Source organism: Amycolatopsis sp. cmx-11-51 (assembly GCF_047608665.1).
Classification (GTDB): domain Bacteria; phylum Actinomycetota; class Actinomycetes; order Mycobacteriales; family Pseudonocardiaceae; genus Amycolatopsis.
On the sequence record NZ_JADNQO010000001.1, the window covers coordinates 317,597 to 343,568 of the forward strand.

Genomic DNA, 25,972 nt, shown 5'->3' on the forward strand with positions numbered 1-25,972 from the left:
TCTCGCATTCTTCGGAGACTTATTTGCCGGCGGCGCGAGCGAGCCGCTCCGGGTAACGCTCACCGGCGATCGCCTCGACGGGCGCCGCCTTTTCGATGGCCGCGATGTCCACTTCGGACAGTTCCAGTTCCGCCGCGGCGGCGTTCTCTTCGAGGTACTTACGGCGTTTGGTGCCCGGGATCGGCACGACGTCGCCACCCCGCGACTGCACCCACGCGAGCGCCAGCTGTCCGGCGGTGACGCCCTTCTCCGCCGCCAAAGCACGCAGCGCCTCGACGATCGCCATGTTGCGCTCGACGTTGCCCTCGGCGAACCGCGGCAGTCCGCGGCGCATGTCGTCCGCGGGCAGGTCCTTCACCGACGTCACGCTGCCGGTGAGGAAACCGCGGCCGAGCGGCGAGAAAGGCACGACGCCGATCCCCAGTTCACGAACGGTCGAGAGGATCTCGCCCTCGATGCCGCGAGTCCACAGCGACCATTCGCTCTGCAGCGCCGTCACCGGGTGCACGGCGTGCGCGCGACGGATCGTCTCGGCGCCGGCTTCGGAGATCCCGGCGAACCGGATCTTCCCCTCCTCCACCAGCTCCGCGAGCGCGCCCCAGGTCTCCTCGACCGGCGTGTCCGGGTCGACGCGGTGCTGGTAGTAGAGGTCGATGTGGTCGACGTTCAGCCGTCGCAAGGACTCTTCGCAGCTCTGCTTGACGTACGCCGCGTCGCCGCGAGCGGTCATCCCGCCGTCTTCGGTCCAGATGATGCCGAACTTGGTCGCCAGCACGACCTGGTCCCGTTTGCCTGCGATCGCCCGGCCGACCAGTTCCTCGTTCTCGCCGCCGCCGTAGACGTTCGCCGTGTCGAGCAGGGTCACACCCAGTTCGAGGGCGCGGTGGACGGTCGCGATCGACTCCGTGTCGTCGTTCCGGACACCGTAGGCGTCGCTCATTCCCATGCAGCCGAGCCCCTGCGCCCCGACTTCCAGACCGCCGAGCTTCCTGGTGCTGATCACGCTGAAATTCCCTCCATGGTGACACCGGTGCCGAGCACCTTGCGTTCCACCTGGTCGTAGTGGTCGATCTTGTAGTCGAGGATGTCGAGGCAGGCCTGCAACTCGGCGATCCGGTCGGCGACCGAGGTGCGCTGGTCGACGAGGATCGACTTGCGCCGTCCCGCGCTCGCCGCTCCGTGGTGGCGCAGCGACGCGTACTCCCGCATGCGCTTGATGGGCATGCCGGTCAAGCGCAGCTTGGTCAGGAACCCCAGCCATCCGAGGTCGTCGTCGCTGTAGGCGCGACGCCCCGCGGCGTCCCGCGCCGGAGGCTCGACGAGTTTGATGCGCTCGTAGTACCTGAGGGTGTCGATGGACAACCCGCTACGTCGCGCGGCTTCCGCTATCGAGTAGCTCATGTGAACGACAGTACGACCTGGAGTGCACTCCAGGTCAAATCCGAATCCGAGCGATTGATAACAGCGTTGCGATACGCTCTGCTCATGCCCCGCCCCAGGACGCACGACGAGAACCTCCGGCTGAAACTGCTGGACCGCGCCGGTGAGCTCATCTCGGCCGACGGCCCGAAGGCCCTCAGCCTCCGCAAACTGGCCGCCGACGTCGGCACGTCCACCACCGCGGTCTATTCACTCTTCGGCGGGAAAACAGACCTTGTCAGCGCGCTTTTCTCGGAGGGCTTCCGGCGCTTCGGCGTCCGGATGTCCGGGGTCTCGCTGAGCGGCGACCCGGTCGAGGACCTGGTGCGCCTCGGCGTCGCGTACCGGGAAAGCGCGCTGGCCGATCCGCACCTCTACGCGATCATGTTCACGAAGTCGGTGCCGGGTTTCGAACCGGCCGAGGAGACGTCCGAGCAGGCTCGCGCCACGATGGCGCCGCTGGAGGAGACGATCCGCACCGCTGTCGCGGACGGCGTTTTCCTCGGCGCGCCGCCCGAGGTCATCGTCGTGAGCTGCTGGGGCACCGTGCACGGCCTCGTGTCGCTGGAACTGAACGGGAACCTGCCGGACGCGTACACCGTGAGCACCGCTTACGAGACGGCCCTGCGGGCGAACGCCTCCGGCTGGCTGCGCCGCTGACAGCTCGCGTTTAGCCCGCTAAACGCGACGCCGCGCGCTTGCTCAAGTACATGAAGGCCCCCATCCTTGCGCCTAGCTCCAGGGTCCCGGCAAAGTCGCAGCGACGCTGGTGGTAGTCCGGGCTTGACGTTTCTGGTGCCTGCAAGAGCCGAGTGGGAAGATTCGGGACGGTGAACGTCCGAAACCTTCCCCGCTCGGGCGTGTGCCGGAGGGAGACTCCGCGACCAGTGTGACCGCAGCGACGACTAACCGCCTAACCCGCAAGACCTCGACTTTGCCGGGACCTTGCGCCAAGTTCCGTGAAGGCCCCCTTCATGTACTCCCTGAAGTGGCGGGAAAGGGCCCTCACGCGCACCCGGATCGCGTTCAGCGGGCTAAACGCGATCGGAGTCCGCTCAAACGGCCCCGTACTGCCGGTCCCCCGCGTCCCCGAGACCCGGCACGATGAACCCGGAGTCGTTGAGCCGCTCGTCGACGCTCGCGGTCACCACCCGCACCGGCAGCCCGGTCTTCCCGAGGTGCTCGATTCCCTCGGGAGCGGCCAGCGCGCAGATCGCGGTGACGTCGGTGGCGCCGCGATCGGTGAGCAGCCGGATCGTGTACTCCATCGAGCCGCCGGTCGCCAGCATCGGGTCGAGCACCAGCACCGGCCGGTCGGCGAGCGATTCGGGCAGCGACTCCAGGTACGGCGTCGGCTTGAGCGTCTCCTCGTCGCGGGCGAGCCCGACGAAGCCCATCTGGGCGTCGGGGATCAGCTTGTGCGCCTGGTCCGCCATCCCCAGCCCGGCCCGCAGGACCGGCACCAGCAGCGGCGGGCTCGCCAGCGCGTAGCCGTCGGTGCGCGCCACCGGCGTGTGGATCCGGTCGACGCGCACGGGCATGTCGCGGGTGGCTTCGTAGACCAGCATGACGGTCAGTTCGTGCAGCGCCGCGCGGAAGGCGGCGCTGTCGGTGCGCGCGTCGCGCATGGTGGAGAGCCTGGCCTTGGCCAGCGGGTGATCAACGACGTGCACATCCATGCCGGTCAATTTAACGTCTCACGCCTGCCGCGCGAACCAGCCGACCCAGCGGCGCTGCCAGGGTGTCTCCACCGAACGCTCGTGGTGGTTCGCCCGTGCCCACGCCACGGCCTCGTCGGCGCTCAGCCCGCCGAGCGTCGCCAGGCAGGACAGCACCGTGCCGGTCCGCCCGACCCCGCCGTAACAGGCGACCTCGACGTTCTCTCCCGCCGCGGCCCGCCCGTGCGCGGCCACGATCTGCTGCCGGGCCTCCTCCCGGTCCATCGGGAGCAGGAAGTCGGGCCAGCGGATCCACTCGTGGTCCCAGTCCAGCTTGTGGTCGTGCTTCCGGCGCAGCTTCGCGCCACCCAGATATAGCCCGAAGTCCGGCGAAGGCCCCTCTGGCCAGGGACGACCCAGGCCTCGTCCTCGAATCTCGACACCGTCCGGCAGCGTGATCGCGCCGGGTAATGAGTTCCCCATCACGGCAGAATCCCATTGTCGGCCGGAAGGTGGACGCCCGGCCCTCCCGGCGGCGCTAGGCTCCTGCGCGTGAGCGAAGAGTCCGCCCTGCCGGGACCCGAACAGATGCGCATCTCCGACGCCGACCGCGAGCAGGTCGCGCAGGTGCTGCACGCGGCGATGTCCGAGGGCCGCATCACCATCAACGAGCTGGAAGAACGGCTCACCATCGTCTACGCGGCCAAGACCGTCGGCGACCTCGAACCGGTCACCGCGGACCTGCCGCGGAACCGCTCGGCGATCCAGCCGGCGACGTCGCGCGCGCTCGGTTTGCCCGACGACCGCATCGGCGGGCATCCGGGCTCCGGCGCCTCGATCGCCGTCATGTCCGGCGCGTCCCGCAAGGGCAGCTGGGTCGTCCCGCCGCAGCACAACAGTTTCGCGTTCTGGGGCGGGACCGACATCGACCTGCGGCACGCGCGCTTCGCCGAGAAGAACACGACGATCACCGCGGTCGCGATCATGGGCGGGATCGACATCGTCGTGCCCGACGACATCAACGTGGACGTCACCGGAATCGGCTTCATGGGGGCCTTCGAACTGGAGGACCGCGCCGGTACGCCCGCCGCGCCGCCGACCGCCCCGACGGTGAAGATCACCGGACTGGCGTTCTGGGGCGCCGTCATCGTCAAGCGAAAGCCACGCAACAGAGATGTACCTGAACTCGAAGGCTGAACCGAACCGGGGGGACCGTCTGATGCGCCGAAGTTTCGTCGCCATCGCTTGTGCCGCACTGCTTTCCGTCACCGCCTTCCCGGCGGCGGCGGTCGGGAAGACCGATCCGCGCCAGACCGCGATGGACGCGGCGGTCGCCGCCGGCATCCCGGGGATGGTCGCGGTCGCCGACGATTTCCGAGGCGTCAGCGGCGTCGCGAGCATCGAGCGGCCCGGCAAACCCGACGCCTCCGGGCGCTGGCGGGTCGCGAGCGTGTCCAAGGTCTTCGTCGCGACGCTGGTCCTGCAGCTGGCGGCCGAGAAGCGCGTCGGACTCGACGAACCTGTCCAGCGCCACCTGCCAGGGCTGCTGCCGTATCCGGAACCGATCACCGTCCGCCAGCTGCTGCAGCACACCAGTGGCCTCCCCCGCGACCTGCTTCCCGAGGACTCCTGGGCGACCGGGCCGGAGGTCGACACCGAACGCTTCCAGCACTTCGACAGCGACGACCAGATCCGCCTCAGCACGAAGAAGCAGCCGCTGGTGTTCAAGCCGGGGACGAACTGGGCGTACTCCAACACCGGCTACAACGTCCTCGGCCTGCTGGTCGAGAAGCTCACCCGCAAGCCGCTCGAACGGGTGCTGGACGAGCGCATCGCCCGCCCGCTGCACCTGCGCGACACCTCGCTCCCCCGCGACTTCCCGTTCCTGATCGGCCCGGCCGCCCGCGGCTACGAGCAGCTGTACGACGCCCCGCGCGGCCTCACCGACGTCACCACTTACAACTACTCACGCTACTTCGGCGCGGGCGGCGTGGTGTCCTCGGGCGCCGACCTCAACCGCTTCTTCGAGGCGCTGCTCGGCGGCCGCCTGCTGCCGGCCGATCTCCTCGCGCAGATGAAGAAGACGGTCCCGGCGGGTGGGATGGAGTACGGCCTCGGCCTGATGAAGCTGAACCTCAAGAGCGCGGGCATCTGCGCGGAGGACATCACCATCTGGGGCCACGGCGGCGACCTGCCCGGCTTCAACACCCTCAGCTTCCGTGACGACGCGGGCAAGAACATCTCGACGCTGGCCACCGTGGACCTCACCGCGTCACCGGACGCCTCGCTCAAACGCCAGCTGCCGATGATCAGCGAGTTCTGCGCGCCGGTGCTGCCCGCGCCGGCCACCGCCCAGGCCCCGGTGCCCAGCCTGTAGGCCGCCTACACTCACCGGTATGACAGCTACGACCAGCTCGTCGGCGGTGACGGCCACCCCGGCGCCGCTGACGGACGCGACTCGCGACGAGGCGAGCCTGCGCCGGTTCCTGCACGGGCTGCCCGGTGTCGACCAGGTCGGCGTCGAGCAGCGGGCCGCGGGCCTCGGCACACGCAGCATCAAGAAGTCCGCCAAGCTCTGGGCGATCGACACCGCCATCTCGATGGTCGACCTGACGACCCTCGAAGGCGCCGACACGCGGGGCAAGGTCCGCGCGCTCGCGGCGAAGGCCAAGCGGCCGGACCCGGACCGCCCGGACACCCCGCGGGTGGCGGCCGTGTGCGTGTACCCGGACATGGTCGAGACGGCTGTCGAGGCGCTGCGCGGCACCGGCATTCACGTCGCGAGTGTGGCCACCGGCTTCCCGGCGGGCCGCACGAGCCGCGAGATCAAGCTGGCCGACACCAAGATCGCCGTCGACGCCGGCGCCGCCGAGATCGACATGGTGATCGACAGGGGCGCGTTCCTTCAGGGCCGCTACCTGGCGGTCTTCGAGGAGATCCAGGCGATCAAGGCCGCCTGTGGCAGCGCCCACCTCAAGGTCATCCTCGAGACCGGTGAACTGGCCACCTACGACAACGTGCGCCGCGCGTCCTGGCTCGCGCTGCTGGCGGGCGGCGACTTCATCAAGACCTCCACCGGCAAGGTCTCGCCGGCCGCGACGCTGCCGGTCACCCACGTGATGCTGCAGGCCGTCCGCGACTGGTTCGTCCAGACCGGTGACCTGCGTGGCGTCAAACCCGCCGGTGGCATCCGGACGACCAAGGACGCGATCAAGTACCTGGTCGCGGTGCACGAGGTCGCCGGTGAGCAGTGGCTGACGCCGGACCTCTTCCGGTTCGGGGCGTCCAGCCTGCTCAACGACCTCCTGCTGCAGCGCCGCACCCAGGCCGACGGCCACTACAGCGGTCCCGACTACGTGACGGTGGACTGATCCATGGGCATCTTCGAGTACGCGCCCGCGCCCGAATCGCGCGACCTCGCGAACCTCAAACCGCACTACCGGCCGTTCGTCAACGGCGAGTTCGTGGACGGCTCCGGCGAGCCGCTCAAGACAATCAACCCGGCCACCGAAGAGGTGCTCGCCGAGGTCGGCACCGCGTCGGTGTCCGATGTGGACAAAGCGGTCAAGGCCGCACGCAAGGCGTACACCGGCGTCTGGTCCAAGATGCCGGGCTCGGAACGCGCCAAGTACCTGTTCCGCATCGCACGCCTGATCCAGGAGCGGTCGCGGGAGCTGGCCGTGCTGGAAAGCCTCGACAACGGCAAGCCGATCAAGGAATCGCGCGACTCCGACGTGCCGACGGCCGCCGCGCACTTCTTCTACCACGCGGGTTGGGCCGACAAGCTCGACTACGCGGGCTACGGCCCGAACCCGAAGCCGCTCGGTGTCGCGGGCCAGGTCATCCCGTGGAACTTCCCGCTGCTGATGCTGGCTTGGAAGATCGCACCCGCGCTGGCCACCGGCAACACCGTGGTGCTCAAACCGGCGGAGACCACGCCGTTGACCGCGCTCGTGTTCGCGGAGATCTGTCAGCAGGCGGAACTCCCGCCCGGGGTGGTCAACATCCTGCCCGGCGCCGGTGACATCGGCGCCGCGCTGGTGGGCCACGACGACGTCGACAAGGTCGCCTTCACCGGATCCACCGACGTCGGCAAGGCCATTCAGCGTCAGGTCGCCGGCACGTCGAAGAAGCTCACGCTGGAACTGGGCGGCAAGGCCGCGAACATCGTCTTCGACGACGCCGCGCTGGACCAAGCCGTCGAGGGGATCGTCAACGGGATCTTCTTCAACCAGGGCCACGTCTGTTGCGCGGGTTCGCGTCTGCTGGTGCAGGAGTCGATCGCCGACGAGGTGCTCGAAAAGCTCCGCTACCGCGTCTCGACCCTGCGGCTGGGCGACCCGCTCGACAAGAACACCGACATCGGCGCGATCAACTCCGCCGAGCAGCTCGCGAAGATCAAGGGACTGGTGGAATCCGGCGACGCCGAAGGCGCGGAGCGCTGGACCAGCCCGTGCCCGGTGCCGGAACGCGGTTTTTTCTTCGCTCCCACGGTGTTCTCGGATGTCCAGCAGTCGATGCGCATCGCCCGCGAGGAGATCTTCGGGCCGGTGCTGTCGGTGCTGACGTTCCGCACGCCGGACGAGGCCGTGACCAAGGCGAACAACACGCCGTATGGGCTCTCCGCCGGTATCTGGACCGAGAAGGGCTCGCGCATCCTGTGGATGGCGAACCAGCTCCGCGCCGGTGTCGTCTGGGCCAACACGTTCAACCGCTTCGATCCCGCCGCGCCGTTCGGCGGCTACCAGGAGTCGGGTTTCGGCCGCGAAGGCGGACGCACCGGACTGGAGGCCTACCTCGATGTCTGACCGTATTTCGGTGGCGAAGACCTACAAGCTCTACGTCGGCGGCAAGTTCCCGCGCTCGGAGTCGGGCCGGGTGTACCCGGTCACCGACGCCAAGGGCAAGTTCCTGGCCAACGCCTCGCACGCGTCCCGCAAGGACGTCCGCGACGCGGTTTCCGCCGCCCGCAAAGCATTCGGCGGCTGGTCAGCGGCGACGGCCTACAACCGTGGCCAGGTGCTGTACCGGGTGGCGGAGATGCTGGAAGGCCGTCGCGAGCAGTTCGTCGCGGAGGTTTCGGCGTCCGAAGGCGTGGCGGCGAAGAAGGCTCAGTCCCTTGTGGACGCTTCGATCGATCGCTGGGTCTGGTACGCGGGCTGGACGGACAAGATCGTGACCGTCCTCGGCGCGGCCAATCCCGTCGCGGGCCCGTACTTCTCCTTCACGGTCCCCGAACCGACCGGTGTCGTCGGCGTGCTCGCGCCGCAGCAGTCGTCGCTGCTGGGCCTGGTGAGTGTGCTGGCCCCGGTGCTGGCGACGGGCTCGACCGCCGTGGTCGTCTCCAGTGCGGAGCGACCGCTGCCCGCGATCACCCTGTCGGAGGTCCTGGCGACGTCCGACCTGCCCGGTGGCGTGGCGAACATCCTGACCGGACGGGCGTCGGAGCTGGGCCCGTGGCTGGCGTCGCACGCGGACGTCAACGCCCTCGACCCGACCGGCGCCGAGCCTTCGGCCCGTGCCGACCTGGCGCGAGACGCCGCGGGCACCGTGAAGCGCGTCCTGTCCGTCTCGGACGCCGAGCCGGACTGGACGGCCGACGCCGACATCGCGCGACTGCGGCGGTACCTGGAAGCGAAGACCGTCTGGCACCCGCTGGGCGTCTGACCCCCTGGCGCAATTAGTCCTCTAGTTGCGGTCCGTGTGGATCGCAACCAGAGGACTAAACGCGTTCCGGCGCCAGGCACCTCGTCGCGTTTAGTCCTCTGGTTGCGGCCGCTTTACGGGTGCAGGTCGGCGCCGGTCAGGGCCCGGCCCGGAAGCGGCTCGTTCGAGCCCGCGGCCCGCAGGCCGTCGATCATGATCCCGATGCACCGCCGGGTCGCCATCCGCGCGACCTCCTCGCCCTTGCCCGGCATCTGCCGCAGCACGGTCGCGAACAGGATCGCCACGTCACCGGTCGCGACGTCCGTGCGGAGCCGTCCCTCCGCCTGCGCTCCCCGCACGAAGGCGTCCATCACCAGCAGCAACTCGTCGCGCAGGGCCTTGATCGCGGGGTCGCCGGTGAGGATCGCCAGCGCGCGAGGCGACACCATCGCGAGCTGAATGCTCAGCTGCAGCTCCATCGACTGGTGCAAGAGCCGGATCAGGGCGTCCCAGTCGGAGGACTCCTGGTCCTTCGCGGCCTTCGCGTCCCTGAGAACCCGATCGAAGTTGTCGACGGCGACCGCCCGGATCAACGCGTCCCGGTCCGGGAAGCGCCGGTAGAGGGTGCCAACGCCGACGCCCGCCGAGCGCGCGATCTCCTCCATCGGGACCTCGGGGCCCTGAGCGGCGAAGATGACTCTCGCGGCGGCCAGGATCTGATCCCGGTTCCGGCGCGCGTCGGCACGCAAGCGGGTCTCGGGGTCGGCTGTCATGATCCTCGCCTCTCAAGGGTGCTTCGGCGCCGTGATTCTCGCACGTACGCGCGCGCCCTTCACGCTTCCCGGAGAACCACCCCTTCGCGAGTGGACGACCTGCCTCCACTTGAGTACCTTGGATGACATAAGCGGAATAAAACCATCCGCATACATTTTGGGGCCCACTTTCCGATATCGCCCGAACCCACCCGACATGCTGGGGAAGGACAAACCCGATGACCGACGTCGAGGAAACCACCGCCACCTTGCCGCTGGAACGCACTTGCCCGTTTTCACCGCCGCCGGAATACAAGAAACTTCGCGAGGAAAGCCCGATTTCCCGGGTCGGTCTGCCTTCCGGGCAGACGGCTTGGGCACTCACCCGGCTCGAAGACATCCGCGAAATGCTGAGCAGCCCGCATTTCAGCTCCGACCGGCTGAATCCGTCGTTCCCGTTGATGGTCACACGGCAGATCCGGCGTGAAGACAAGCCGTTCCGCCCGTCTCTCATCTCGATGGACCCGCCGGAGCACAGCCGAGCCCGGCGTGACGTCGTCGGGGAATTCACGGTCAAACGCATGAAGGCGCTGCAGCCGCGCATCCAGCAGATCGTCGACGAGCATATCGACGCCCTGCTCGCGGGCCCCAAACCCGCCGATCTGGTACAGGCGCTTTCCCTGCCGGTTCCGTCGCTGGTGATCTGCGAACTGCTCGGCGTCCCCTATTCGGACCACGATTTCTTCCAGGCCCGCAGTTCCAAGATGCTGAACCGTGAGGTCTCCCCCGAGGAAAGGCAGTCGGCGTTCGAGCAGCTCGAGAGCTATCTCGACGAACTCGTAACCAAGAAAGAAGCGAACCCCACCGAAGACGACCTCATCGGCCGCCAGATCCTGAAGCAGCGGGAATCGGGCGAGGAAGACCACGGCGAACTCGTCAGCTTGGCGTTTCTGCTGCTCATCGCCGGCCACGAGACGACGGCGAACATGATCTCGCTCGGCACGGTGACCCTGCTGGAGAACCCCGATCAGCTGGCGAAGATCAAGGCGGACCCGGACAAGACCCTCCCCGCGATCGAGGAGCTGCTGAGGGTCTTTACCATCGCGGAGATAGCGACCTCACGCTTCGCCACGACCGACGTCGAGATCGGCGGCACGCTCATCCGCGCCGGTGACGGGGTCGTCGGCCTGAGCAACGCCGGCAACCACGATCCGGACGGGTTCGAGAACCCCGACGACTTCGACATCGAGCGTGGCGCACGGCACCACGTCGCGTTCGGGTTCGGGGTGCACCAGTGCCTCGGCCAGAACCTCGCGCGGATGGAACTCCAGATCGTTTTCGATACGCTGTTCAAGCGTATTCCGGGCATCCGGATCGCCGTTCCGGTCGACGAACTGCAGTTCAAGCACGACTCGTCGATCTACGGCCTCCACGCCCTTCCGGTCACCTGGTAGGAGGATCCATGAAGATCATCGCGGACACCGGGAGGTGTGTGGGCGCGGGCCAGTGCGTGCTCACCGACCCCGATCTGTTCGATCAGAGCGAGGACGACGGGACGGTCATCGTGCTGAACGCGGAGCCCGAAGGCGACGCACAGGAGAACGCGCGCACGGCCGTGCATATCTGCCCTGGTCAGGCGCTCTCGCTCGCTTAAGTGAGTGGCTGTTCCGAGTCCGTGAAGGCCACCTTGAGGGACTCTGGGTCCCTCAAGGTGGCCTTCACGGACCGCAGTCCGGCCCCAAGACCTACTTGACCGCGCCCATCGACAGGCCGCGGACGAGGTGGTTCTGCGCGATCCAGCCGACGATCATCACCGGCGACGACGCGAGCAGCGCGGCCGCGGACAGCTGCGCCCAGTACAGGCCCTCGCTGGTGATGAACCCGACCAGGAACACCGGCACGGTCCCGGCCCGCGCGGCGGTGAGGTTGACCGAGTAGAAGAACTCGGTCCACGAGAAGATCACGCAGATCAGCGCGGTCGCGGCCACCCCTGGCGCGACGACCGGCATGATGATCTTCCGCAGCAGCACCGGCAGGGTCGCGCCGTCGATCCGGGCCGCTTCGATCATCTCGTGCGGCACTTCGAGGAAGAACGACCGCATCATCCAGATGGCCAGCGGCAGGTTCATCGAGGTGTACAGGATGATCAGCGCCCACACGTTGTCCAGCAGCTGGGTGTTCTGCGAGATCACGTACAGCGGGATGATCGCCGCCACGATCGGCAGCATTTTCGTCGACAGGAAGAAGCCGAGCGCGTTGCTCGTCCCCTTCACCGGCGCCAGCGACAGCGCGTACGCCGCCGGGATTCCCAGCAGCAGCACGAAAATCGTCGAGACGATGGTGACGAACGCGGAATTCGACAGGTACGGCAGGAACCCGCGTTCGAGTACACCGGCGAACTGGTCGAGGGTCGGGGAGAAGAACAGCCGCGGCGGATCGGTGTAGGCGTCGGCCTCCTGTTTGAAGGCCGTGAGGATCATCCACAGCAGCGGGAACACGAACAGAATCGCGATCACCCAGGTCGCGACCGTCAGCGCGCCCGCGCCGAACCGGCCTCTCATTTCGCGCCTCCCTGGACCGAGAACGTGCGGAACATCAGTCGCAGCGCGAAAGTCGCGACGATCATCGTCAGGATCACGACGATGACGCCCATCGCGGACGACTGCCCGATGTCAAAACCTTGGAACGCCCGCTGGTAGATGTAGAACGGCAGGTTCGTGCTGGCCGTACCCGGGCCTCCTTGTGTCATCAGGAAGATCGCGTCGAAGCTGTTCACGATGTAGATCGCGCCCAGCAGCGTCGCCAGCTGCAGGAACCGGCTCAGATGCGGCAGGGTGATCAAGGTGAACGTCCGCCAGCGGCCGGCGCCGTCGACCGACGCGGCCTCCAGCACGTCCTTGGGCTGGCTCTGCAGCCCGGCCAGGATCAGCAGCATCATGAACGGCGTCCACTGCCAGACGACCTGGGCCATCACCGCCGCGAGCGGGAACTCCGAAAGCCAGTCGACGTCCGTGCCGAAGACGAAGTGCAGCAACCCGTAGGTCGGGTCGAACATCGTCGTCTTCCACAGCAGCGCGCCCGCCGCGGGCAGGATCAGGAACGGCGTGATCAGCAGCGTCCGGACCACGCCGCGGCCGAGGAACTCGCGGTCCAGCAGGATCGCGAGTCCCAGGCCGAGCAGCAGGGAGAAGAGGACGCAGACGACCGTGAGCACGACGGTGTTCAGCAGTGCGCCGAGGAACGTCGAGTCGGCGAAGACGTCGATGTAGTTCTGTAGCCCCACGAAATGCCGCGAGCCCGGCCGCACCAGGTTCCACGACTGGAACGAGTAGAACACCGTCAGCACGAACGGCAACTGCGTCACCGCGACGACGAACAGCAAAGCGGGCAACAACGGGAGCCGTCGTTTGAACGGCGTGTCGGTGCCGCGCTTCGGAGCCGCCTTCTTCGCGCGGGCGGGCTCGGTGCGGGCGGGAGCGGAGAGCGTGGCCATCACTGCACCTCCTGATACGACTTGCCGACGGTCTGCGCGTACTCCTGTGACTGCTCCAGTGCTTCGTCCACGGTGATCTGGCCCGCGATCGCCGCCGAAAGCTGCTGGCTCACGCGCGTGCCGAGATCCTGGAACTCGGGGATGCCGACGAACTGGATGCCGGGGTAGGGCACCGGATTCGCCATCGCCTTTCGCTGGTTGGCGTCCGCGATCCCGTCCAGCGTCGGCTGTGCGTAGGCCTTGGCGGCCTCGCGGTACTGGGGAATGTCGTAGGTCGACTTGCGCACGCCCGGCGGGACGCGGTTCCAGTCGCCATATTCCTGGGCGACCCGCCGCACGTAGGCCTTGTCGGTCATCCAGGACATGAACTTGAAGGCGGCGTGCTTGTCCTTGGCCAACTTCGGGATCGCCAGCGCCCAGGTGTAGAGCCAGCCGCTCGCCCGCGTCTTCTCCACCGGTGCCGGGGCATACCCGGACTTCCCGACGACCTTGCTGGCCGACGGGTCCTCGTTCGTGCCCGCCATGACGGTGGCGTCATACCACATCGCGGCCTGACCCTGCGTGTACCGCGTGCCGCATTCGGAGAAGCCCGCGCTCGACGCGCCGACCTCGCCGTGGTCGCGCACGAGGTTGACGTAGAACTCGGCGGCCGCCTTGAACTCGGGGCTGGTCAGCTTGGCGTTCCAGTCCTTGTCGAACCACTGGGCGCCGAAGGTGTTGGCGACCGTGGTGAACGGCGCGAGGCTCTCGCCCCAGCCCGGCTTGCCGCGCAGGCAGATCCCGGCCAGGCCCTTCGCCTTGTCGTCGAGTTTCGCGGCGTACTCGGCGATCTGCGACCAGGTCGGCTTGGCGGGCATGGTGATCCCGGCCTGCTCGAACAGGTCCTTCCGGTAGGCCAGGAACGAAGACTCGCCGTAGAACGGCACCGCGTACATCGATCCGTTGTGCGACAAGGATTCCTTGATGCTCGGAATGAAGTCGGCCGAGTCGTACGAAGGATTCGCCGCGATATGCGGTTCGAGGTTTTCGAGCCAGCCGTTCGCGGCCCACTGCGGCGCCTCGTAGTTGCTGATCATGACGACGTCGAACTCGCCGCCCTCGGTGGCCGTCGACGCGGTGATCTTGGCGCGCGCCTGGTTCTCGGGCAGGGAAACGAACTTGAGAGTGACACCGGGATTCGCCTTCTCGAACTCGCCGGAAAGCTCGATGGCGTCCTTCATCTGCGGGTTCGCGACGATCGCGACGACGAGCGTCCGGTCGCCGGTCCCGAGCGCGCCCGCACCGGCGCAACCGGTCAGGGTCAGCAAGAGAACCGTGAGCAGAGCGACCGTTTCACGCACTTTCGCCTCCCGGTAAGACCTGCACCTTCAGGCCGGCGCCGCTGCGCATGAGGGCGAGCGCGTCGGGGTACTGCTCCAGCGGCAGCGTGTCGGTGAGCAGGGCGCCGGTGTCGATGGCGCCGTCGGCGACCAGGTCGAGCGCGGCACCGAAGCTGTTCATGACGGCCATCGAGCCGACGACGGTGATCTCGTCGTTGTAGATCCGGAACGGCGAAAGCGCGACGCGTGCTTCAGCGGGCGCGACGCCGAAGACCAGCAAGCGGCCTCCGCGCTGAAGCGAGTCGAAGGCGGCTTCGATGGCCGGCGCGGCGCCGGTGCAGTCCGCGGCGGCGTCGAACTTCTCGTCGTCCAGGTCCTTCACGTCACCCGCGACCGCGACCGCGCCGAGGTCCTTCGCGCGACCGAGGCGGGAGGTGTTGCGGTCGACCATCGTGACGTGGGCGCCCGCACGCTGCAGCAACTGCTGCATGATCAGGCCCATCGTGCCCGCGCCCACGACGAGGAACCGCTCCCCCGCCTCGACGCCGATCCGGCGCACGCCGTGGACAGCGCAGGAAACCGGCTCGACGAGCGCGCCCTGTTCCCAGGTCATCGTGTCCGGCATCCGGTAGCAGTTCGCCGACGGAACGGCGACGTACTCGGCGAAAGCGCCGTTCACGGTGTCCCCGGTCGCGTTCCAGTTCTCGCAGAGGTTGCCGCGGCCGGACCGGCAAGGCTTGCAGTAGCCGCAGAACAGCGACGGGTCGACGGCCACGCGGTCGCCGATCCGCCAGCCACCCGGCACGTCGGCGCCGAGTTCGACGATCTCGCCGGCGAACTCGTGGCCGGGGACGATCGGATAGGGCGTCGGCGGGAAATGCCCGTCGGCGATGTGGAGATCGGTCCCGCAGATCCCACAGGCACCGACCTCGAGGACGACCTGGCGATCCCCCGGTCGAGGATCGGGCACCTCGCCGACCCTGATCTCCCCGGGCTTGTCCACGATCGCGGCACGCATGCCAGCTCCTCTTCTCTCCGCTCAAATGAGCGAGGTGGGCTTATGCTTTTGACTGCATGTCCAGGCATGGTGGGACTTTCCCTGTTGTTACGTCAACCTTTCGCACAGATTTCGCGCTACAGTGCTCATATGAGCGGGAAGAAACAGATTCCCGGCCTGGTGGAGTCGTTGCGCCTGGCCGCGGTCGCCCGGCGTTTCTACGAACAGGGCGCCTCGAAACTCGAAATCGCCGACGAGTTCGGGATCAGCCGGTTCAAGGTCGCCCGAATGCTGGACACGGCCAGGGAAAGCGGCATCGTCCGGGTCGGGTTCCACCTGCCGGCGCCGGTCGACCTCGTGCTGTCCGAGGAGATTCGCGCCGCGTACCGGCTGGACCGGGTCCTCGTGCTCGAACGAGCGCCGGAACCGGAATCCCGTGAAGTGGCCCGGCGGAAGATCGGCACGCTCGCGGCTCAACTCCTGGCCGAGATCGTCACTCCCGGCGACGTCCTCGGCCTGTCATGGGCACGTTCCGTGAACGCGATGACCGACGCGATCCAGTCGTTGCCGAAATGCCCGGTCGTGCAACTGTGCGGAGTGCAGGCGGGCATGGACATGCGGGACCGTTCGGTGGAGACGGTCGGCCGGGTCGCCTCCGTCTCCGGCGGACAGGCGTACCCGATCTTCGGCCCGCTCGTCCTCCCCGACCGCCGCACCACCGAGACGCTGCGACGGCAGCCCGGGATCGCGGAAACCTTCGGGCAGTTCAAGAACCTGACCAAGGCGGTCGTCAGCATCGGCGCGTGGAAACCCGAGGAATCGACGGTTTTCGACGCGCTCGACGAAACGGAACGAGGCGCGATAGCGAAACGCGGTGCCAAAGCGGAGGTTTCCGCGCGCCTGTTCGACGCCGACGGGACACCGATGTCCACCGGACTGGCCCATCACGTGCTGGCCATCAGCGCCGAGGAACTACTGGCGGTCCCCGAGGTGATCGCGCTGGGCTACACGGAACCGAAGGCAGAGGCGATCGACGCCGTCCTGCGCTCCGGCATGGTTTCGACGCTGATCACCGACGCGGCCGCGGCCGTCCCGCTCCTCAAGCTGGCCGAGGCCCGCCCGCACTCACTCACGTGATCCGCCTCCAAACACGCGAGATCGCCGGGCAATCACGCGAGATCGCGTGACTGGGTCGCCTTGTCCTGCGCGGACATCACGTCGTCACCGTGTCGATGGGCCCACTCCCCGAAGGCCTCGATGGGCCCCAGGAGGCTGACCCCGAGGTCTGTCAGCGAGTACTCGACCTTCGCCGTGCGACCGCAGTCACGCCTGCTGACCAGACCATTGAACTCCAGCCGCCGGACCGTCTCCGTGAGCACCTTCGTGCTGATCCCGCCGAGCCGTCGCCGCAGTTCGGCGGGCCGGAGCGCGCCGTCGCGCAGGGCCCACAGGACGACCGGGTTCCACGTGTTCGCCATCAGGTCGAAGGCCAGCCGGGCGCGGCAATCGGCGAGGAAGACGTCGTTCATGGGGACCTCCGGTAACCACTTGGTACCCGCGCGGCTTTCTACCGTCGTGCTGTAACTCGATCTTAGGGAGCAGCACAATGCGTATCGGCATTTTCGGCGCGGGCGGGATGGCGGAGGCGCTCGGGGGCCAGTGGGCCAAGGCCGGGCACGAGGTGATGGTCTCCGCCCGCGACCGGACCAAGGCCGCCAAGATCTCCCCACGAGTGGGGACCTGGGAGGAAACCGCCAGGGCAAGTGAGGTGATCCTGCTCGCCGTTCCCGCCGCCTCGGTGACGGAAGTCCTTGCCGCGGCGGGAAATCTCACCGGGAAGGTCCTGGTCGACTGCACCAACGCGGTCGGCCCCGGCGCCGTGCTCACGGTGCCCGATCAGGCGGCCCGGATCGCCGCCGCCGCGCCGGACGCGCACGTGGTCAAGGCGTTCAACCTGTGCCACGTGGACGTCTGGCGGATGACTCCGCCGGTGTTCGGCGTGCGTCCGCTGGCGGTGCCGATCTGCGGCGACAAGGTCGGCGAAGTGAGTGAACTGGTCCGCGACCTCGGGTGCGTTCCCCTGGTCGCGGGCGGTCTCGACCGCGCGGCGCTCATGGAGGCGACGATGGCGTTCACGGTCGGGCTGTGGTTCGACGGCCACGACGCCCGGGCCTGCTTCCCGCCCCTTCCGGCCTGATTTCCGGGTCGTCCCCGATGTGCCGGGCGGGGCGGTCACGCGAACCTGTGCGGCGTGAAGACCAAGACCTGGCGACAGCTGACCGTGTGGCTGCATGTCATCACCTCGGTGGCCTGGATGGGCGAAGCCCTGGCGTTGTTCACCCTCCTGGCGATCAGCCGTACCACCGAGGACGGCGCGACCCGCGTCGCGGCGACCTCCATGGCGCATGAGATCGACTCGCTCCTGCTGGCACCGCTCGCCAACGCCTCGGCCTTCACCGGTTTCATGCTCGCGGCGACGACGGCCTGGGGTTTCACCCGGCATTGGTGGGTACTGGCGAAGTTCGCGATCACGCTCGTGCAGCTCTACGCCGGGATCTTCCTGCTGTCCGGCGCTCTACAGGACTCCGTCGAAGCGGCGCGGGCGGGCGAGCCGGAGCCCGCGCCGCCGGCGTTGGTCGTCGGCACCGCGCTGATGGCGAGCGCACTCGCGTTCCAGGCGTGGCTTTCGGTGGCGAAGCCGTGGGGCAAGGCCCGGACCGGTGTGAAGCTGCCGACGGCGCCGACGTGGGTGTTCGCCGTCGCCGTCGGCGCGCCGCTCGCCGATATCACGGTGGGCCTGATGCTGGGCTATCCACTGCCCGCGCTCTCACTGGTCGTGCTGATCACGCGGTTGGTCCAACGCAGACGAGAGCTTCGGCCTCAGGTCGCGATGGCCGGGAGCTGAAGGGGACTTTCCCCGCATGTCACGCGACGAAGGACACTTTCCCCACGTGACATGCGGCGAAAGCGTCCTTCAGCTCAGGGCCGGTCCACCGCCGTGACCCGGATGATCGCCGACCCCGCCTCGTCCGAAGCCGCCAGGTCGACCTCCGCACTGATGCCCCAGTCGTGATCACCCGCCGGGTCGTCGAAGATCTGCCGCAGCCGCCAAATCCCCGTCTCCTTCTCGATGATCAGCAGCTGAGGCCCGCGCGCGTCCGGCCCGATGCCGAGGGTTTCGTGTTCGTCGAAGTAGTCCTCGATGGCGTCTTCCCACGCGTCCGCGTCCCAGCCCGACGCGGCGTCCAGTTCGCCGAGCGTCCCGTAGGAACGCCGGGAAGCGAGTTCGACGCGGCGGAACAACTCGTTCCGCACCAGGACCCGGAAGGCCCGCTCGTTGCGGGTGACCGCGGGCGGCTCGGACGGCGGCCGCGTCGAGACCGGACCCTCGTCTTCGGGGTGCCGCAAGGCCTCCCACTCGTCGAGGAGGCTGGAGTCGACTTGCCGCACCAGTTCGCCGAGCCATTCGATGAGGTCCTGCAACCCTTCGGTCTTGGCCTCGTCGGGAACCGTGTGCCGGAGCGAGTCGTAGGTGTCGGTGAGATACCGCAGCACCAGCCCTTCCGACCGGGCGAGCTGGTAGAAACCGATGTACTCGACGAAGTTCATCGCACGCTCGTACATGTCGCGCACGACGGACTTCGGCTTGAGCTCGTAATCGTCGACCCACGGATGCCCTTGCCGGTAGCGGGAATACGCCGCCTCCAGCAGTTCTTCCAGCGGCTTCGGATAGGTGACGTTTTCGAGCAGTTCCATCCGCTCGTCGTACTCGATGCCTTCGGCCTTCATCGCCTGCACGGCCTCGCCACGCGCCTTGAACTGCTGCTGTGAAAGCACCGGACGCGGATTGTCCACAGTGGATTCCACAATGGACACGACATCGAGCGGATACGACGGCGAATCGACGTCGAGGAGTTCGATCGCGGCCAGCGCGAACGGCGAAAGCGGCTGGTTCAAAGCGAAATCGAACTGCAGGTCCACGGTGAGCCGGACGATCCGGCCCTGCTCGTCCGGTTCGTCGAGCCGCTCGACGACGCCCGCCGCGAGCAGCGCGCGGTAGATCGCGATCGCGCGCAGGATCAGCTTCCGCTGGGCCGGACGGTCGGAGTGGTTGTCCTCCAGCAGATGCCGCATCGAGTCGAACGCGTTGCCCGGCCGGGAAACGACGTTCAGCAGCATCGAGTGGCTGACGTGGAAGCTGGACGTGAGCGGTTCCGGATCGGCGGCGATCAGCCGGTCGAAGGTGCTCTCCGTCCAGTTGACGAACCCTTCCGGCGCCTTCTTGCGGACGATCTTCTTTTTCTTCTTGGGATCGTCGCCCGCCTTCTCCAGCGCCTTGGCGTTGTCGACCACGTGATCCGGCGCCTGCACGACGACGTAGCCGTCGGTGTCGTAACCCGCCCGGCCCGCGCGTCCGGCGATCTGGTGGAACTCGCGCGCCTTGAGATGCCGTTGCCGCACACCGTCGTACTTCGTCAGCGCGGAGAAGACCACCGTGCGGATTGGTACGTTGATGCCGACGCCCAGGGTGTCGGTCCCGCAGATCACCTTCAGCAGCCCCGCTTGCGCGAGCTGTTCGACCAGGCGCCGGTACTTCGGCAGCATGCCGGCGTGGTGCACGCCGATACCGTGCCGGACCAGCCGCGAGAGGGTCTTCCCGAACCCGGCGGCGAAGCGGAAGTCGCCGAGCATCTCGGCGATGGCCTCCTTCTCCGCCTTGGTGGTGACGTTGATGCTCATCAGCGTCTGCGCGCGCTCGATCGCCGCCGCCTGCGAGAAGTGCACGACGTACACCGGCGACTGACCACCGTGGAGCAGCTCGGACATCGTTTCGTGCAGCGGCGTCAGCGCGTAGCGGAAGGTGAGCGGCACCGGCCGCTCGGCCGAGGTGACCACCGCGGTCGGGCGGCCGGTCCGGCGGGTGAGGTCCTTCTCGAAGAACGCGACATCGCCCAGCGTCGCCGACATCAGCACGAACTGCGCCTTCGGTAGTTCCAGCAGCGGCACCTGCCAGGCCCAGCCGCGATCCGGCTCCGAGTAGAAGTGGAACTCGTCGGCGATGACCTGGCCTACCGGCGCGTCGGCACCGAGCCGCAACGCCATGTTCGCCAGGATTTCCGCCGTGCAGCAGATGATCGGCGCGTCGGCGTTGACGCTCGAATCGCCGGTCATCATGCCGACGTTCTCCGCACCGAAGATCTCGATGAGCTGGAAGAACTTCTCCGAGACGAGCGCCTTGATCGGCGCCGTGTAGTAGCTGCGGCGGCCGTGCGCGAGCGCGGTGAAGTGGGCCCCGACGGCGACCAGGCTCTTCCCGGACCCCGTCGGCGTCGACAGGATCAGGTTCGCCCCGGAAACCACTTCGATGATGGCCTCCTCCTGCGCGGGGTACAGCGCTAACCCGCGCTCGACCGTCCAGGTGGAGAAGGCTTCGAACAGCGAGTCGGGGTCGGGATCCGCAGGCAGGAGGTCTGTAAGTGTCATCAGAGGACCTATCGTGCCATCCGTTGGTCGCTTCTTGCCTAGGGGTGATCGCGCCCTTCGATGGAAACCCGTAGGCTTCGCGGTACCGCGCACCCACCGGGCATGCATTTCCCGGCCGCGCGCACACAGGCGGTAATCCGAGAGGGCTAAGGAATGGCACAGGACATCATCCCGATCGAACTCGGCCTGCCACAGGGTGACGTCGTCACTCTCTGGGCGCCGCGCTGGCGGGAAGACGGCGAGGAGTGGGAAGCCTTCCTCGGCGACGAGGAAGACCTGTACGCCTTCCCCGACGCCGCGCACCTCGCCGCGTTCGTCCGGACTTCCGAGCAGCACGACCTGCTCGACCACCCCGCCTGGGAGGTCGTGCCCGCGCTGAACGTGCCCGAGCTGATCCCGGACGAGGACCACACCTACGACCTGGTGGGCGTCCCCGAGCTGGTCGCCGAGAAGCCGGACCAGTGGACGCTCGGCGAGCTGGCCGAGATCATCGGCATCGTGCGTTCGCTCGCGGACGTGTGCGAACTCGAAGACGTGCACGAGGTCCTCGACGCGCACGAGAGCTTCTCGCTGCTGGACCAGGGCACGCTGCCCTTCTCCGGCCGCGACGGCGAACGCCTCTGGGCGGACCTGTCTCAGGCCGTCTCCGAGAAGTGGGACGTCGTGCTCGACGCGATCGACGGTCTGGTGACCGCTCCCGACGTCGACGAGAAGGTGCTGGAGCAGACAGCGGAAGAGCTCGCGACCTTCCTCGCGGAATCCGCCGAAGCCGAGGCCGCTGCCGCCGCCGCTGACGACGACGAGGACCTCGAAGACGTCGACGTGGACGATGACGAAGAAGACGACGAGCCCGTCGGTTTCTGGGGCGAGGTCGGCATCGACCCGATCAAGATCATCACCTCCGGCGCCGAGTACTACACGCTGCGCTGCTACCTCGACGACAAGCCGATCTTCCTCGGCAGCGAAGGCGAGATCGACGTCTTCTCCTCCGAGAAGGCCCTCATCCGCGCGATCGCGGACGGCAAGGAGCTGGCGGACAACGACCTCGCCCAAGTGTCCACTTGGGACGAGGTGGCCATGAAGGCCACCGCGGGCGACCTCGAGGTCGACGTCGACACCGAGAACACCTACGTGCTCAACGGCATCGCCGACGACATCGCCGAGGGCCCCGAGTCGATCGACCCGATCCAGCTGGAGCTGGCCGTCGAGCTGATCACCGACGCCGCCGAGTGGGCCGAGGACGACAGCGTCGATACCGCGCTGGCCACCAACGAAAGCCTCGGCTGGCTGGTGTCGTTCGTGCTGCGGCCGGACCCCTCGCGTCTCGAGCCGAGCGCTCCGTTCGACGCCGAGCAGTCCGAATGGCGCAAGCTCGTCGAGAGCTTCGAGAACCGCCTAACTGTGTTGTAGCTCGCGCGCCACCTCGCCGAACTCGGTCTCCGGGAGGGCGCACGGCGGTGAAGGGGCGCCTGATCTCTCGACGTGAGTCGAAAGATCAACGGTGCCCCTTCGGCGTGTCTTCGTCAGCGCACGGCACCATAAATGCTGCCAGCACCGGGAAGATCGCGGCGACGCAGAAGGCCAGCGCGTAGCGGGAGTCGCCGATCACCAGGCCCAGCATCGGCGGGGTCAGGGCGGCGGCGATGTTCTGGCCGGTGTTCTGCGTGCCCATGGCCCGCCCCGCCCACGCGAGCCCGGCCATCTCCGCCGAAGCGGTGAACCCGAGCCCGTTGTCGGACACGGTGATCACCGCGGCCAGGACGAGCGCCAGCAGCACCAGCCACGGCCCTGTCGCGTCCCCGAGCGCGACCAGCAGCATCACCGCGGCGCTCGAGATCGCCAGCTGCCGCATCGGCCGCAGCCTGCTGCCGACGCGGTCGGACCAGTAGCCCGACACGAGCCTGCCCAGCGCGCCGAGGATCTGGACGGCGCCGACGAACCAGCCCGCCGACGCGGCCGTCCAATGGTGCATGGTCACCAGGTACACCGGCGTGAACGCGGAGACCGTGAACTGCGGGACGACGAGCAGCGCGCTCGCGCCGTGGACCCGCCACAACGCCGGTTTCCGGTACGGCGACGGCGGCTTCTCCCCGGCCGCGGTCCCGGGTTCCGGACGCGGCGGGTCGACCAGGAGCCAGGCGACGAGCAGCGCGACGACGATCGCGGCCACCGCGGGCAGCACGAGCGAGACCTGGAAACCCCAGCGATCCGCGAGCGGGGGGAGACCGAAGGCGGCCACTCCCACGCCGAGTGGCTGGGCCATCTGGCGGATGCCCATGGCGAAGCCGCGTTCGGCCGGACCGAACCAGCCGAGGACGGCCCGGCCGCTCGCGGCGTTCACTGACGCGGTGCTCGCGCCGGCGAGCAAGAACACTCCAAAGAGGATCCCGAGCGAGTGGTCACCGGTAGCCGCGTACACGAGGAGTAACCCTGAGACGCCCAGCCCGATGGCCATTACCAAACGCTCTCCGTAACGGTCCGCCGCCGCGCCCCACAGGATCAAGGTGAACAGCAGGCCAAGACTCGGCGCCGCGACCACCGTTCCCGCTTCGGCGAGCGTGAGACCCTCCGCACGCTGCATCGACGGGACCAGGAACGGGATCCCGTAGAGGAACGAACAGCTCGCGGTCTGCGCGGCGAGGCCGAGCGCGAGGATGCGCCAGCGTCGTTTGCCGCCGACCCCCACGTCCACGACCTGCGTCATCATCGCCACCGTTCCATTATTTGAGAAAGTTCTCCTATATAGTGAAATATAGTTGGCTATGCTAACGAACGCAAGGCTGCGTACCCGGGCTTGATGACCGTGTTGATGATGTCGAGCCGCTGGTCGAAATCGAGGAACGCGGATTTCATCGCATTGATGGTGAACCACTCGAGATCGGGCAACCCGAAGCCGAACGCCTCGGCCAGCGCGGCGAATTCGCTGGTCATCGTGCAGCCGCTCATCAGCCGGTTGTCGGTGTTGACCGTGACCCGGAAGCGCAGCCTGGCCAGCAGGCCGATGGGATGCTCGCCGATCGAGCGCACCGCTCCCGTCTGGACATTGGACGTGGGACAGATCTCCAGCGGGATCCGGCGGTCGCGGACATAGGCGGCCAACCGTCCCAAATGGACCGTGCCGTCACTGTCGGTCTTGATGTCGTCGACGATGCGGACTCCGTGGCCGAGCCGCTCCGCGCCACAATGCTGAATCGCCTCCCAAATAGACGCGAGCCCGAACGCCTCCCCGGCATGAATGGTGAAATGCGCATTATTCGTCCGTAGAAACTCGAATGCGTCGAGATTTCTGGTAGGCGGAAATCCGTCTTCCGGTCCGGCGATGTCGAACCCGACGACGCGGGCGTCGCGGTAGCGGACGGCGAGACCGGCGATTTCGAGGGCGCGGGCGTGCTGGCGCATCGCACAGAGCAACGTCCCGACCCGGATCCGGCCCCCTCCGGCCGCCACTCTCCGTTCACCTTCCGCGAAGCCGGCCTGAATAGCCTCGACCACCGCATCGAGTGACAGTCCGCGTTCGACGAAGAGTTCGGGCGCATAACGCACCTCGGCGTAGACGACCCCGTCGGCCGCGAGGTCTTCCACCGCCTCGGCGGCGACTCTGACCAGCGCTTCCTCGGTCTGCATCACGCCGCAGGTATGTGCGAACGTCTCAAGGTACGAGACGAGAGAGCCGGAATCGGCGGCTTCGCGGAACCATCGGCCGAGTTCCACGGGATCGGTGGCGGGCAAGCCGGTGTACCCGGTCAGGTCGGCGAGTTCGGCGACGGTGCCGGGACGCAGGCCGCCGTCAAGATGGTCGTGCAGGAGAACCTTCGGAGCGCGGGTCAGTACCGCCTCCGGGATGGGGGAACTGGTGCTTTCAGAGGACATACGTAACGGTAACCAGCCTGTCATTCCCCTACATGGCGGTAACTCTCATGCTGGACTTAACCCTCAGCTTTGTCGATCACGGGCTGAATCGGCCATCAGGGGCAGAGCTCGGCATTGTCCGATACCCGGGGGCCATACGCACAGCAATTTCGCAATGGATAAGCTTGCGGTCACGTCCCTCCCATTTCCCCGCCCACGAAGGACACCGCAGTGACCACTGACAACCACATTGCAGCCCCGTCCTTCGACCGGATGCGCAACATGCTGGTGCGCGCGGCCGAAGTGCGTGAGAGCGAACAGCAGCAGATCTTCGACGCGCTCGACGACATCTACGCCCGCCTCGCCCCGGTCGACTCGCTCGGCGCGGTCCGCAAGCGGCTGTCGGAGATGCCCGACCGCACCGAGACCAGTGTGCTCGCCGAACGCCTCGACGAGACCATGTCGCGACTCGAAGCGCAGGACACGGCGATCGCCGCCCTGACGCGCGCCGTCGAAAGCATCGTCGACAAGCTCGCCAAGCCCTTCGCCCAGCTCGACGGCCGCCTCGACGGCATGGCCGCGCGCCTCGAAGGCGTCGGGGGCCGGATGGACGGGCTCGAGGACAAGCTCCAGAACATCCACCGCCGTCTCGACGAGCTCGGCGCGCACCTCGACAAGCAGGACGTGAAAACCGACTCGCTGCCGCAGTCGGTGATCGGCCCGGTGCGCGAGCGCGTCGAGCAGGCCGAGTCGGCCCTGCGCGACCGCGTCGACACCGTCGACCGCGAACTGCGCACCCGCGTCGAGAACCTCGACAAGGCGACCAAAGACAGCCTCGCCGCGAACGCGGAGGCGCTGAAGACCGCGCTGACCGAGACCGGCGAGATGATCGACGCGTCGGAGCGGCTCGACGGCCTCGGCGACCGCCTCGAGAAGGTCACCTCGCGGCTCGACGACCTGGCGGAGCGGCTCGACAAGGTCGAGGACGGCTTCACCGGACGCCTCGGCGACCTCGACGGCTCGATCCGCAGCGGCCTGTCGAAGGTCGAGAGCACGCTGTCGAAGCAGCCGGACACCGACTCGGTGGACACGCTGGTGCGCAAGAGCAACGACGAGTCCGTGCGCCGCATCGGCGGCCAGCTGGACGAGGCGATGGCGACCTTCGCGGAGCTGATGCTCGGCGGTGGCCCGGCCGTGCAGCAGATCTCGCCGCCGGCGCCCGCCCCGCGCCAACCGCGCCGCAGCTCGCGCAACGGCCGGGCGCCCAAGGCGGCCGACGCCAAGACCAAGGCCGACGGCACCGACGAGCCCACCGACTGAGGTCTTCTCCCCTTCCCCGCGTTTAGTCCTCTAGT

At 67.7% G+C, this 25,972-nt stretch carries 26 protein-coding genes; 13 read left to right on the forward strand and 13 right to left on the reverse strand.

Going from position 1 to position 25,972, the window contains the following annotated elements:
- Window positions 1–19 precede the first annotated feature (19 nt).
- Together ACM6LU_RS01540 and ACM6LU_RS01545 are read right to left on the reverse strand one after the other, a co-directional pair.
- Entirely contained in the window at window positions 20–1,003 is a 984-nt protein-coding gene (locus tag ACM6LU_RS01540; protein WP_414935767.1) for an aldo/keto reductase, read from the reverse strand.
- Entirely contained in the window at window positions 1,000–1,401 is a 402-nt protein-coding gene (locus ACM6LU_RS01545) for a MerR family transcriptional regulator (RefSeq protein ID WP_414935768.1), read from the reverse strand. Before ACM6LU_RS01545 ends, ACM6LU_RS01540 begins: the two co-directional genes overlap by 4 nt.
- Before the next feature lie 84 nt (window positions 1,402–1,485).
- Between ACM6LU_RS01545 and ACM6LU_RS01550 the strand changes: the two genes are divergently transcribed.
- Complete coding sequence (locus ACM6LU_RS01550; RefSeq protein WP_414935769.1) at window positions 1,486–2,079, forward strand: TetR/AcrR family transcriptional regulator; 594 nt, start codon at window positions 1,486–1,488, stop codon at window positions 2,077–2,079.
- Window positions 2,080–2,474: 395 nt separating this feature from the next.
- Here ACM6LU_RS01550 and upp read toward each other — a convergent pair whose 3' ends face one another.
- The gene (gene upp / locus ACM6LU_RS01555; protein ID WP_414935770.1) at window positions 2,475–3,098 is read right to left on the reverse strand and encodes a uracil phosphoribosyltransferase; all 624 of its coding nucleotides are present in this window, start codon (window positions 3,096–3,098) and stop codon (window positions 2,475–2,477) included.
- A gap of 18 nt (window positions 3,099–3,116) precedes the next feature.
- Complete coding sequence (locus tag ACM6LU_RS01560; protein WP_414935771.1) at window positions 3,117–3,560, reverse strand: protein tyrosine phosphatase; 444 nt, start codon at window positions 3,558–3,560, stop codon at window positions 3,117–3,119.
- A gap of 105 nt (window positions 3,561–3,665) precedes the next feature.
- Between ACM6LU_RS01560 and ACM6LU_RS01565 the strand changes: the two genes are divergently transcribed.
- From ACM6LU_RS01565 to ACM6LU_RS01585, 5 genes are read left to right on the forward strand one after another with little or no spacing between them, the layout of a single operon-like run.
- Window positions 3,666–4,274: a DUF1707 SHOCT-like domain-containing protein gene (locus tag ACM6LU_RS01565; protein WP_414937054.1), complete on the forward strand. Its 609-nt coding sequence runs from the start codon at window positions 3,666–3,668 to the stop codon at window positions 4,272–4,274.
- A gap of 22 nt (window positions 4,275–4,296) precedes the next feature.
- Window positions 4,297–5,454, forward strand: coding sequence for a serine hydrolase domain-containing protein (locus tag ACM6LU_RS01570; RefSeq protein ID WP_414935772.1), 1,158 nt, complete (start codon window positions 4,297–4,299; stop codon window positions 5,452–5,454).
- Between the two features lie 19 nt (window positions 5,455–5,473).
- Window positions 5,474–6,448: a deoxyribose-phosphate aldolase gene (gene deoC, locus ACM6LU_RS01575; RefSeq protein ID WP_414935773.1), complete on the forward strand. Its 975-nt coding sequence runs from the start codon at window positions 5,474–5,476 to the stop codon at window positions 6,446–6,448.
- Between the two features lie 3 nt (window positions 6,449–6,451).
- The gene (locus tag ACM6LU_RS01580) at window positions 6,452–7,885 is read left to right on the forward strand and encodes an aldehyde dehydrogenase family protein (RefSeq protein ID WP_414935774.1); all 1,434 of its coding nucleotides are present in this window, start codon (window positions 6,452–6,454) and stop codon (window positions 7,883–7,885) included.
- Window positions 7,878–8,744, forward strand: a complete 867-nt coding sequence (locus tag ACM6LU_RS01585; protein ID WP_414935775.1) for an aldehyde dehydrogenase family protein — start codon at window positions 7,878–7,880, stop codon at window positions 8,742–8,744. Before ACM6LU_RS01580 ends, ACM6LU_RS01585 begins: the two co-directional genes overlap by 8 nt.
- A 113-nt stretch (window positions 8,745–8,857) precedes the next feature.
- Here ACM6LU_RS01585 and ACM6LU_RS01590 read toward each other — a convergent pair whose 3' ends face one another.
- Window positions 8,858–9,496: a TetR/AcrR family transcriptional regulator gene (locus ACM6LU_RS01590; protein ID WP_414935776.1), complete on the reverse strand. Its 639-nt coding sequence runs from the start codon at window positions 9,494–9,496 to the stop codon at window positions 8,858–8,860.
- A 218-nt stretch (window positions 9,497–9,714) separates the two neighbouring features.
- Here ACM6LU_RS01590 and ACM6LU_RS01595 point away from each other — a divergent pair, with 218 nt between their 5' ends.
- Together ACM6LU_RS01595 and ACM6LU_RS01600 are read left to right on the forward strand one after the other, a co-directional pair.
- Entirely contained in the window at window positions 9,715–10,929 is a 1,215-nt protein-coding gene (locus ACM6LU_RS01595) for a cytochrome P450 (RefSeq protein ID WP_414935777.1), read from the forward strand.
- Window positions 10,930–10,937: 8 nt separating this feature from the next.
- Complete coding sequence (locus ACM6LU_RS01600) at window positions 10,938–11,129, forward strand: ferredoxin (protein WP_414935778.1); 192 nt, start codon at window positions 10,938–10,940, stop codon at window positions 11,127–11,129.
- A gap of 91 nt (window positions 11,130–11,220) precedes the next feature.
- Here ACM6LU_RS01600 and ACM6LU_RS01605 read toward each other — a convergent pair whose 3' ends face one another.
- From ACM6LU_RS01605 to ACM6LU_RS01620, 4 genes are read right to left on the reverse strand one after another with little or no spacing between them, the layout of a single operon-like run.
- Window positions 11,221–12,036, reverse strand: coding sequence for a carbohydrate ABC transporter permease (locus tag ACM6LU_RS01605; protein WP_414935779.1), 816 nt, complete (start codon window positions 12,034–12,036; stop codon window positions 11,221–11,223).
- Entirely contained in the window at window positions 12,033–12,968 is a 936-nt protein-coding gene (locus tag ACM6LU_RS01610) for a carbohydrate ABC transporter permease (protein WP_414935780.1), read from the reverse strand. The genes ACM6LU_RS01605 and ACM6LU_RS01610 overlap by 4 nt, the downstream gene beginning before the upstream one ends.
- Window positions 12,968–14,308 (reverse strand): ABC transporter substrate-binding protein, encoded by a 1,341-nt coding sequence (locus tag ACM6LU_RS01615; protein WP_414935781.1) that lies wholly within the window; start codon window positions 14,306–14,308, stop codon window positions 12,968–12,970. Before ACM6LU_RS01615 ends, ACM6LU_RS01610 begins: the two co-directional genes overlap by 1 nt.
- The gene (locus ACM6LU_RS01620) at window positions 14,301–15,305 is read right to left on the reverse strand and encodes a zinc-dependent alcohol dehydrogenase family protein (protein ID WP_414935782.1); all 1,005 of its coding nucleotides are present in this window, start codon (window positions 15,303–15,305) and stop codon (window positions 14,301–14,303) included. Before ACM6LU_RS01620 ends, ACM6LU_RS01615 begins: the two co-directional genes overlap by 8 nt.
- Window positions 15,306–15,434: 129 nt before the next feature.
- Between ACM6LU_RS01620 and ACM6LU_RS01625 the strand changes: the two genes are divergently transcribed.
- A complete protein-coding gene (locus ACM6LU_RS01625) occupies window positions 15,435–16,421 on the forward strand; it encodes a sugar-binding transcriptional regulator (RefSeq protein ID WP_414935783.1) in 987 nt (328 codons plus the stop codon).
- Window positions 16,422–16,453: 32 nt separating this feature from the next.
- Here the strand turns inward: ACM6LU_RS01625 and ACM6LU_RS01630 are convergent, their stop codons facing one another.
- Window positions 16,454–16,813, reverse strand: coding sequence for a winged helix-turn-helix transcriptional regulator (locus ACM6LU_RS01630; protein WP_414935784.1), 360 nt, complete (start codon window positions 16,811–16,813; stop codon window positions 16,454–16,456).
- Window positions 16,814–16,872: 59 nt separating this feature from the next.
- Between ACM6LU_RS01630 and ACM6LU_RS01635 the strand changes: the two genes are divergently transcribed.
- Window positions 16,873–17,481 carry an NADPH-dependent F420 reductase gene (locus tag ACM6LU_RS01635; RefSeq protein ID WP_414937055.1) on the forward strand — a complete coding sequence of 203 codons (609 nt, stop codon included), beginning with the start codon at window positions 16,873–16,875 and terminating at the stop codon, window positions 17,479–17,481.
- A 54-nt stretch (window positions 17,482–17,535) separates the two neighbouring features.
- Window positions 17,536–18,189: a DUF2269 family protein gene (locus ACM6LU_RS01640; protein WP_414935785.1), complete on the forward strand. Its 654-nt coding sequence runs from the start codon at window positions 17,536–17,538 to the stop codon at window positions 18,187–18,189.
- Between the two features lie 74 nt (window positions 18,190–18,263).
- Here ACM6LU_RS01640 and ACM6LU_RS01645 read toward each other — a convergent pair whose 3' ends face one another.
- Window positions 18,264–20,768 (reverse strand): DEAD/DEAH box helicase, encoded by a 2,505-nt coding sequence (locus tag ACM6LU_RS01645; RefSeq protein WP_414935786.1) that lies wholly within the window; start codon window positions 20,766–20,768, stop codon window positions 18,264–18,266.
- A gap of 153 nt (window positions 20,769–20,921) precedes the next feature.
- Here ACM6LU_RS01645 and ACM6LU_RS01650 point away from each other — a divergent pair, with 153 nt between their 5' ends.
- Window positions 20,922–22,178: a primosomal protein gene (locus tag ACM6LU_RS01650; RefSeq protein ID WP_414935787.1), complete on the forward strand. Its 1,257-nt coding sequence runs from the start codon at window positions 20,922–20,924 to the stop codon at window positions 22,176–22,178.
- Window positions 22,179–22,263: 85 nt separating this feature from the next.
- Here the strand turns inward: ACM6LU_RS01650 and ACM6LU_RS01655 are convergent, their stop codons facing one another.
- The gene (locus ACM6LU_RS01655; RefSeq protein ID WP_414935788.1) at window positions 22,264–23,472 is read right to left on the reverse strand and encodes an MFS transporter; all 1,209 of its coding nucleotides are present in this window, start codon (window positions 23,470–23,472) and stop codon (window positions 22,264–22,266) included.
- Window positions 23,473–23,528: 56 nt separating this feature from the next.
- Window positions 23,529–24,638 (reverse strand): adenosine deaminase, encoded by a 1,110-nt coding sequence (locus tag ACM6LU_RS01660; RefSeq protein ID WP_414935789.1) that lies wholly within the window; start codon window positions 24,636–24,638, stop codon window positions 23,529–23,531.
- A 210-nt stretch (window positions 24,639–24,848) separates the two neighbouring features.
- Between ACM6LU_RS01660 and ACM6LU_RS01665 the strand changes: the two genes are divergently transcribed.
- A complete protein-coding gene (locus tag ACM6LU_RS01665; protein ID WP_414935790.1) occupies window positions 24,849–25,937 on the forward strand; it encodes a PA containing protein in 1,089 nt (362 codons plus the stop codon).
- Window positions 25,938–25,972 lie beyond the last annotated feature (35 nt).

What these genes read in the sequence shown, in the direction of transcription:
- ACM6LU_RS01545 (WP_414935768.1), bottom strand. Translation starts at nt 1,401, where the DNA reads ATGAGCTACTCGATAGCGGAAGCCGCGCGACGTAGCGGGTTGTCCATC.
- ACM6LU_RS01550 (WP_414935769.1), top strand. Translation starts at nt 1,486, where the DNA reads ATGCCCCGCCCCAGGACGCACGACGAGAACCTCCGGCTGAAACTGCTG.
- upp (WP_414935770.1), bottom strand. Translation starts at nt 3,098, where the DNA reads ATGGATGTGCACGTCGTTGATCACCCGCTGGCCAAGGCCAGGCTCTCC.
- ACM6LU_RS01560 (WP_414935771.1), bottom strand. Translation starts at nt 3,560, where the DNA reads ATGGGGAACTCATTACCCGGCGCGATCACGCTGCCGGACGGTGTCGAG.
- ACM6LU_RS01565 (WP_414937054.1), top strand. Translation starts at nt 3,666, where the DNA reads ATGCGCATCTCCGACGCCGACCGCGAGCAGGTCGCGCAGGTGCTGCAC.
- ACM6LU_RS01570 (WP_414935772.1), top strand. Translation starts at nt 4,297, where the DNA reads ATGCGCCGAAGTTTCGTCGCCATCGCTTGTGCCGCACTGCTTTCCGTC.
- deoC (WP_414935773.1), top strand. Translation starts at nt 5,474, where the DNA reads ATGACAGCTACGACCAGCTCGTCGGCGGTGACGGCCACCCCGGCGCCG.
- ACM6LU_RS01580 (WP_414935774.1), top strand. Translation starts at nt 6,452, where the DNA reads ATGGGCATCTTCGAGTACGCGCCCGCGCCCGAATCGCGCGACCTCGCG.
- ACM6LU_RS01585 (WP_414935775.1), top strand. Translation starts at nt 7,878, where the DNA reads ATGTCTGACCGTATTTCGGTGGCGAAGACCTACAAGCTCTACGTCGGC.
- ACM6LU_RS01590 (WP_414935776.1), bottom strand. Translation starts at nt 9,496, where the DNA reads ATGACAGCCGACCCCGAGACCCGCTTGCGTGCCGACGCGCGCCGGAAC.
- ACM6LU_RS01595 (WP_414935777.1), top strand. Translation starts at nt 9,715, where the DNA reads ATGACCGACGTCGAGGAAACCACCGCCACCTTGCCGCTGGAACGCACT.
- ACM6LU_RS01600 (WP_414935778.1), top strand. Translation starts at nt 10,938, where the DNA reads ATGAAGATCATCGCGGACACCGGGAGGTGTGTGGGCGCGGGCCAGTGC.
- ACM6LU_RS01605 (WP_414935779.1), bottom strand. Translation starts at nt 12,036, where the DNA reads ATGAGAGGCCGGTTCGGCGCGGGCGCGCTGACGGTCGCGACCTGGGTG.
- ACM6LU_RS01610 (WP_414935780.1), bottom strand. Translation starts at nt 12,968, where the DNA reads ATGGCCACGCTCTCCGCTCCCGCCCGCACCGAGCCCGCCCGCGCGAAG.
- ACM6LU_RS01620 (WP_414935782.1), bottom strand. Translation starts at nt 15,305, where the DNA reads ATGCGTGCCGCGATCGTGGACAAGCCCGGGGAGATCAGGGTCGGCGAG.
- ACM6LU_RS01625 (WP_414935783.1), top strand. Translation starts at nt 15,435, where the DNA reads ATGAGCGGGAAGAAACAGATTCCCGGCCTGGTGGAGTCGTTGCGCCTG.
- ACM6LU_RS01630 (WP_414935784.1), bottom strand. Translation starts at nt 16,813, where the DNA reads ATGAACGACGTCTTCCTCGCCGATTGCCGCGCCCGGCTGGCCTTCGAC.
- ACM6LU_RS01645 (WP_414935786.1), bottom strand. Translation starts at nt 20,768, where the DNA reads ATGACACTTACAGACCTCCTGCCTGCGGATCCCGACCCCGACTCGCTG.
- ACM6LU_RS01650 (WP_414935787.1), top strand. Translation starts at nt 20,922, where the DNA reads ATGGCACAGGACATCATCCCGATCGAACTCGGCCTGCCACAGGGTGAC.
- ACM6LU_RS01655 (WP_414935788.1), bottom strand. Translation starts at nt 23,472, where the DNA reads ATGACGCAGGTCGTGGACGTGGGGGTCGGCGGCAAACGACGCTGGCGC.
- ACM6LU_RS01660 (WP_414935789.1), bottom strand. Translation starts at nt 24,638, where the DNA reads ATGTCCTCTGAAAGCACCAGTTCCCCCATCCCGGAGGCGGTACTGACC.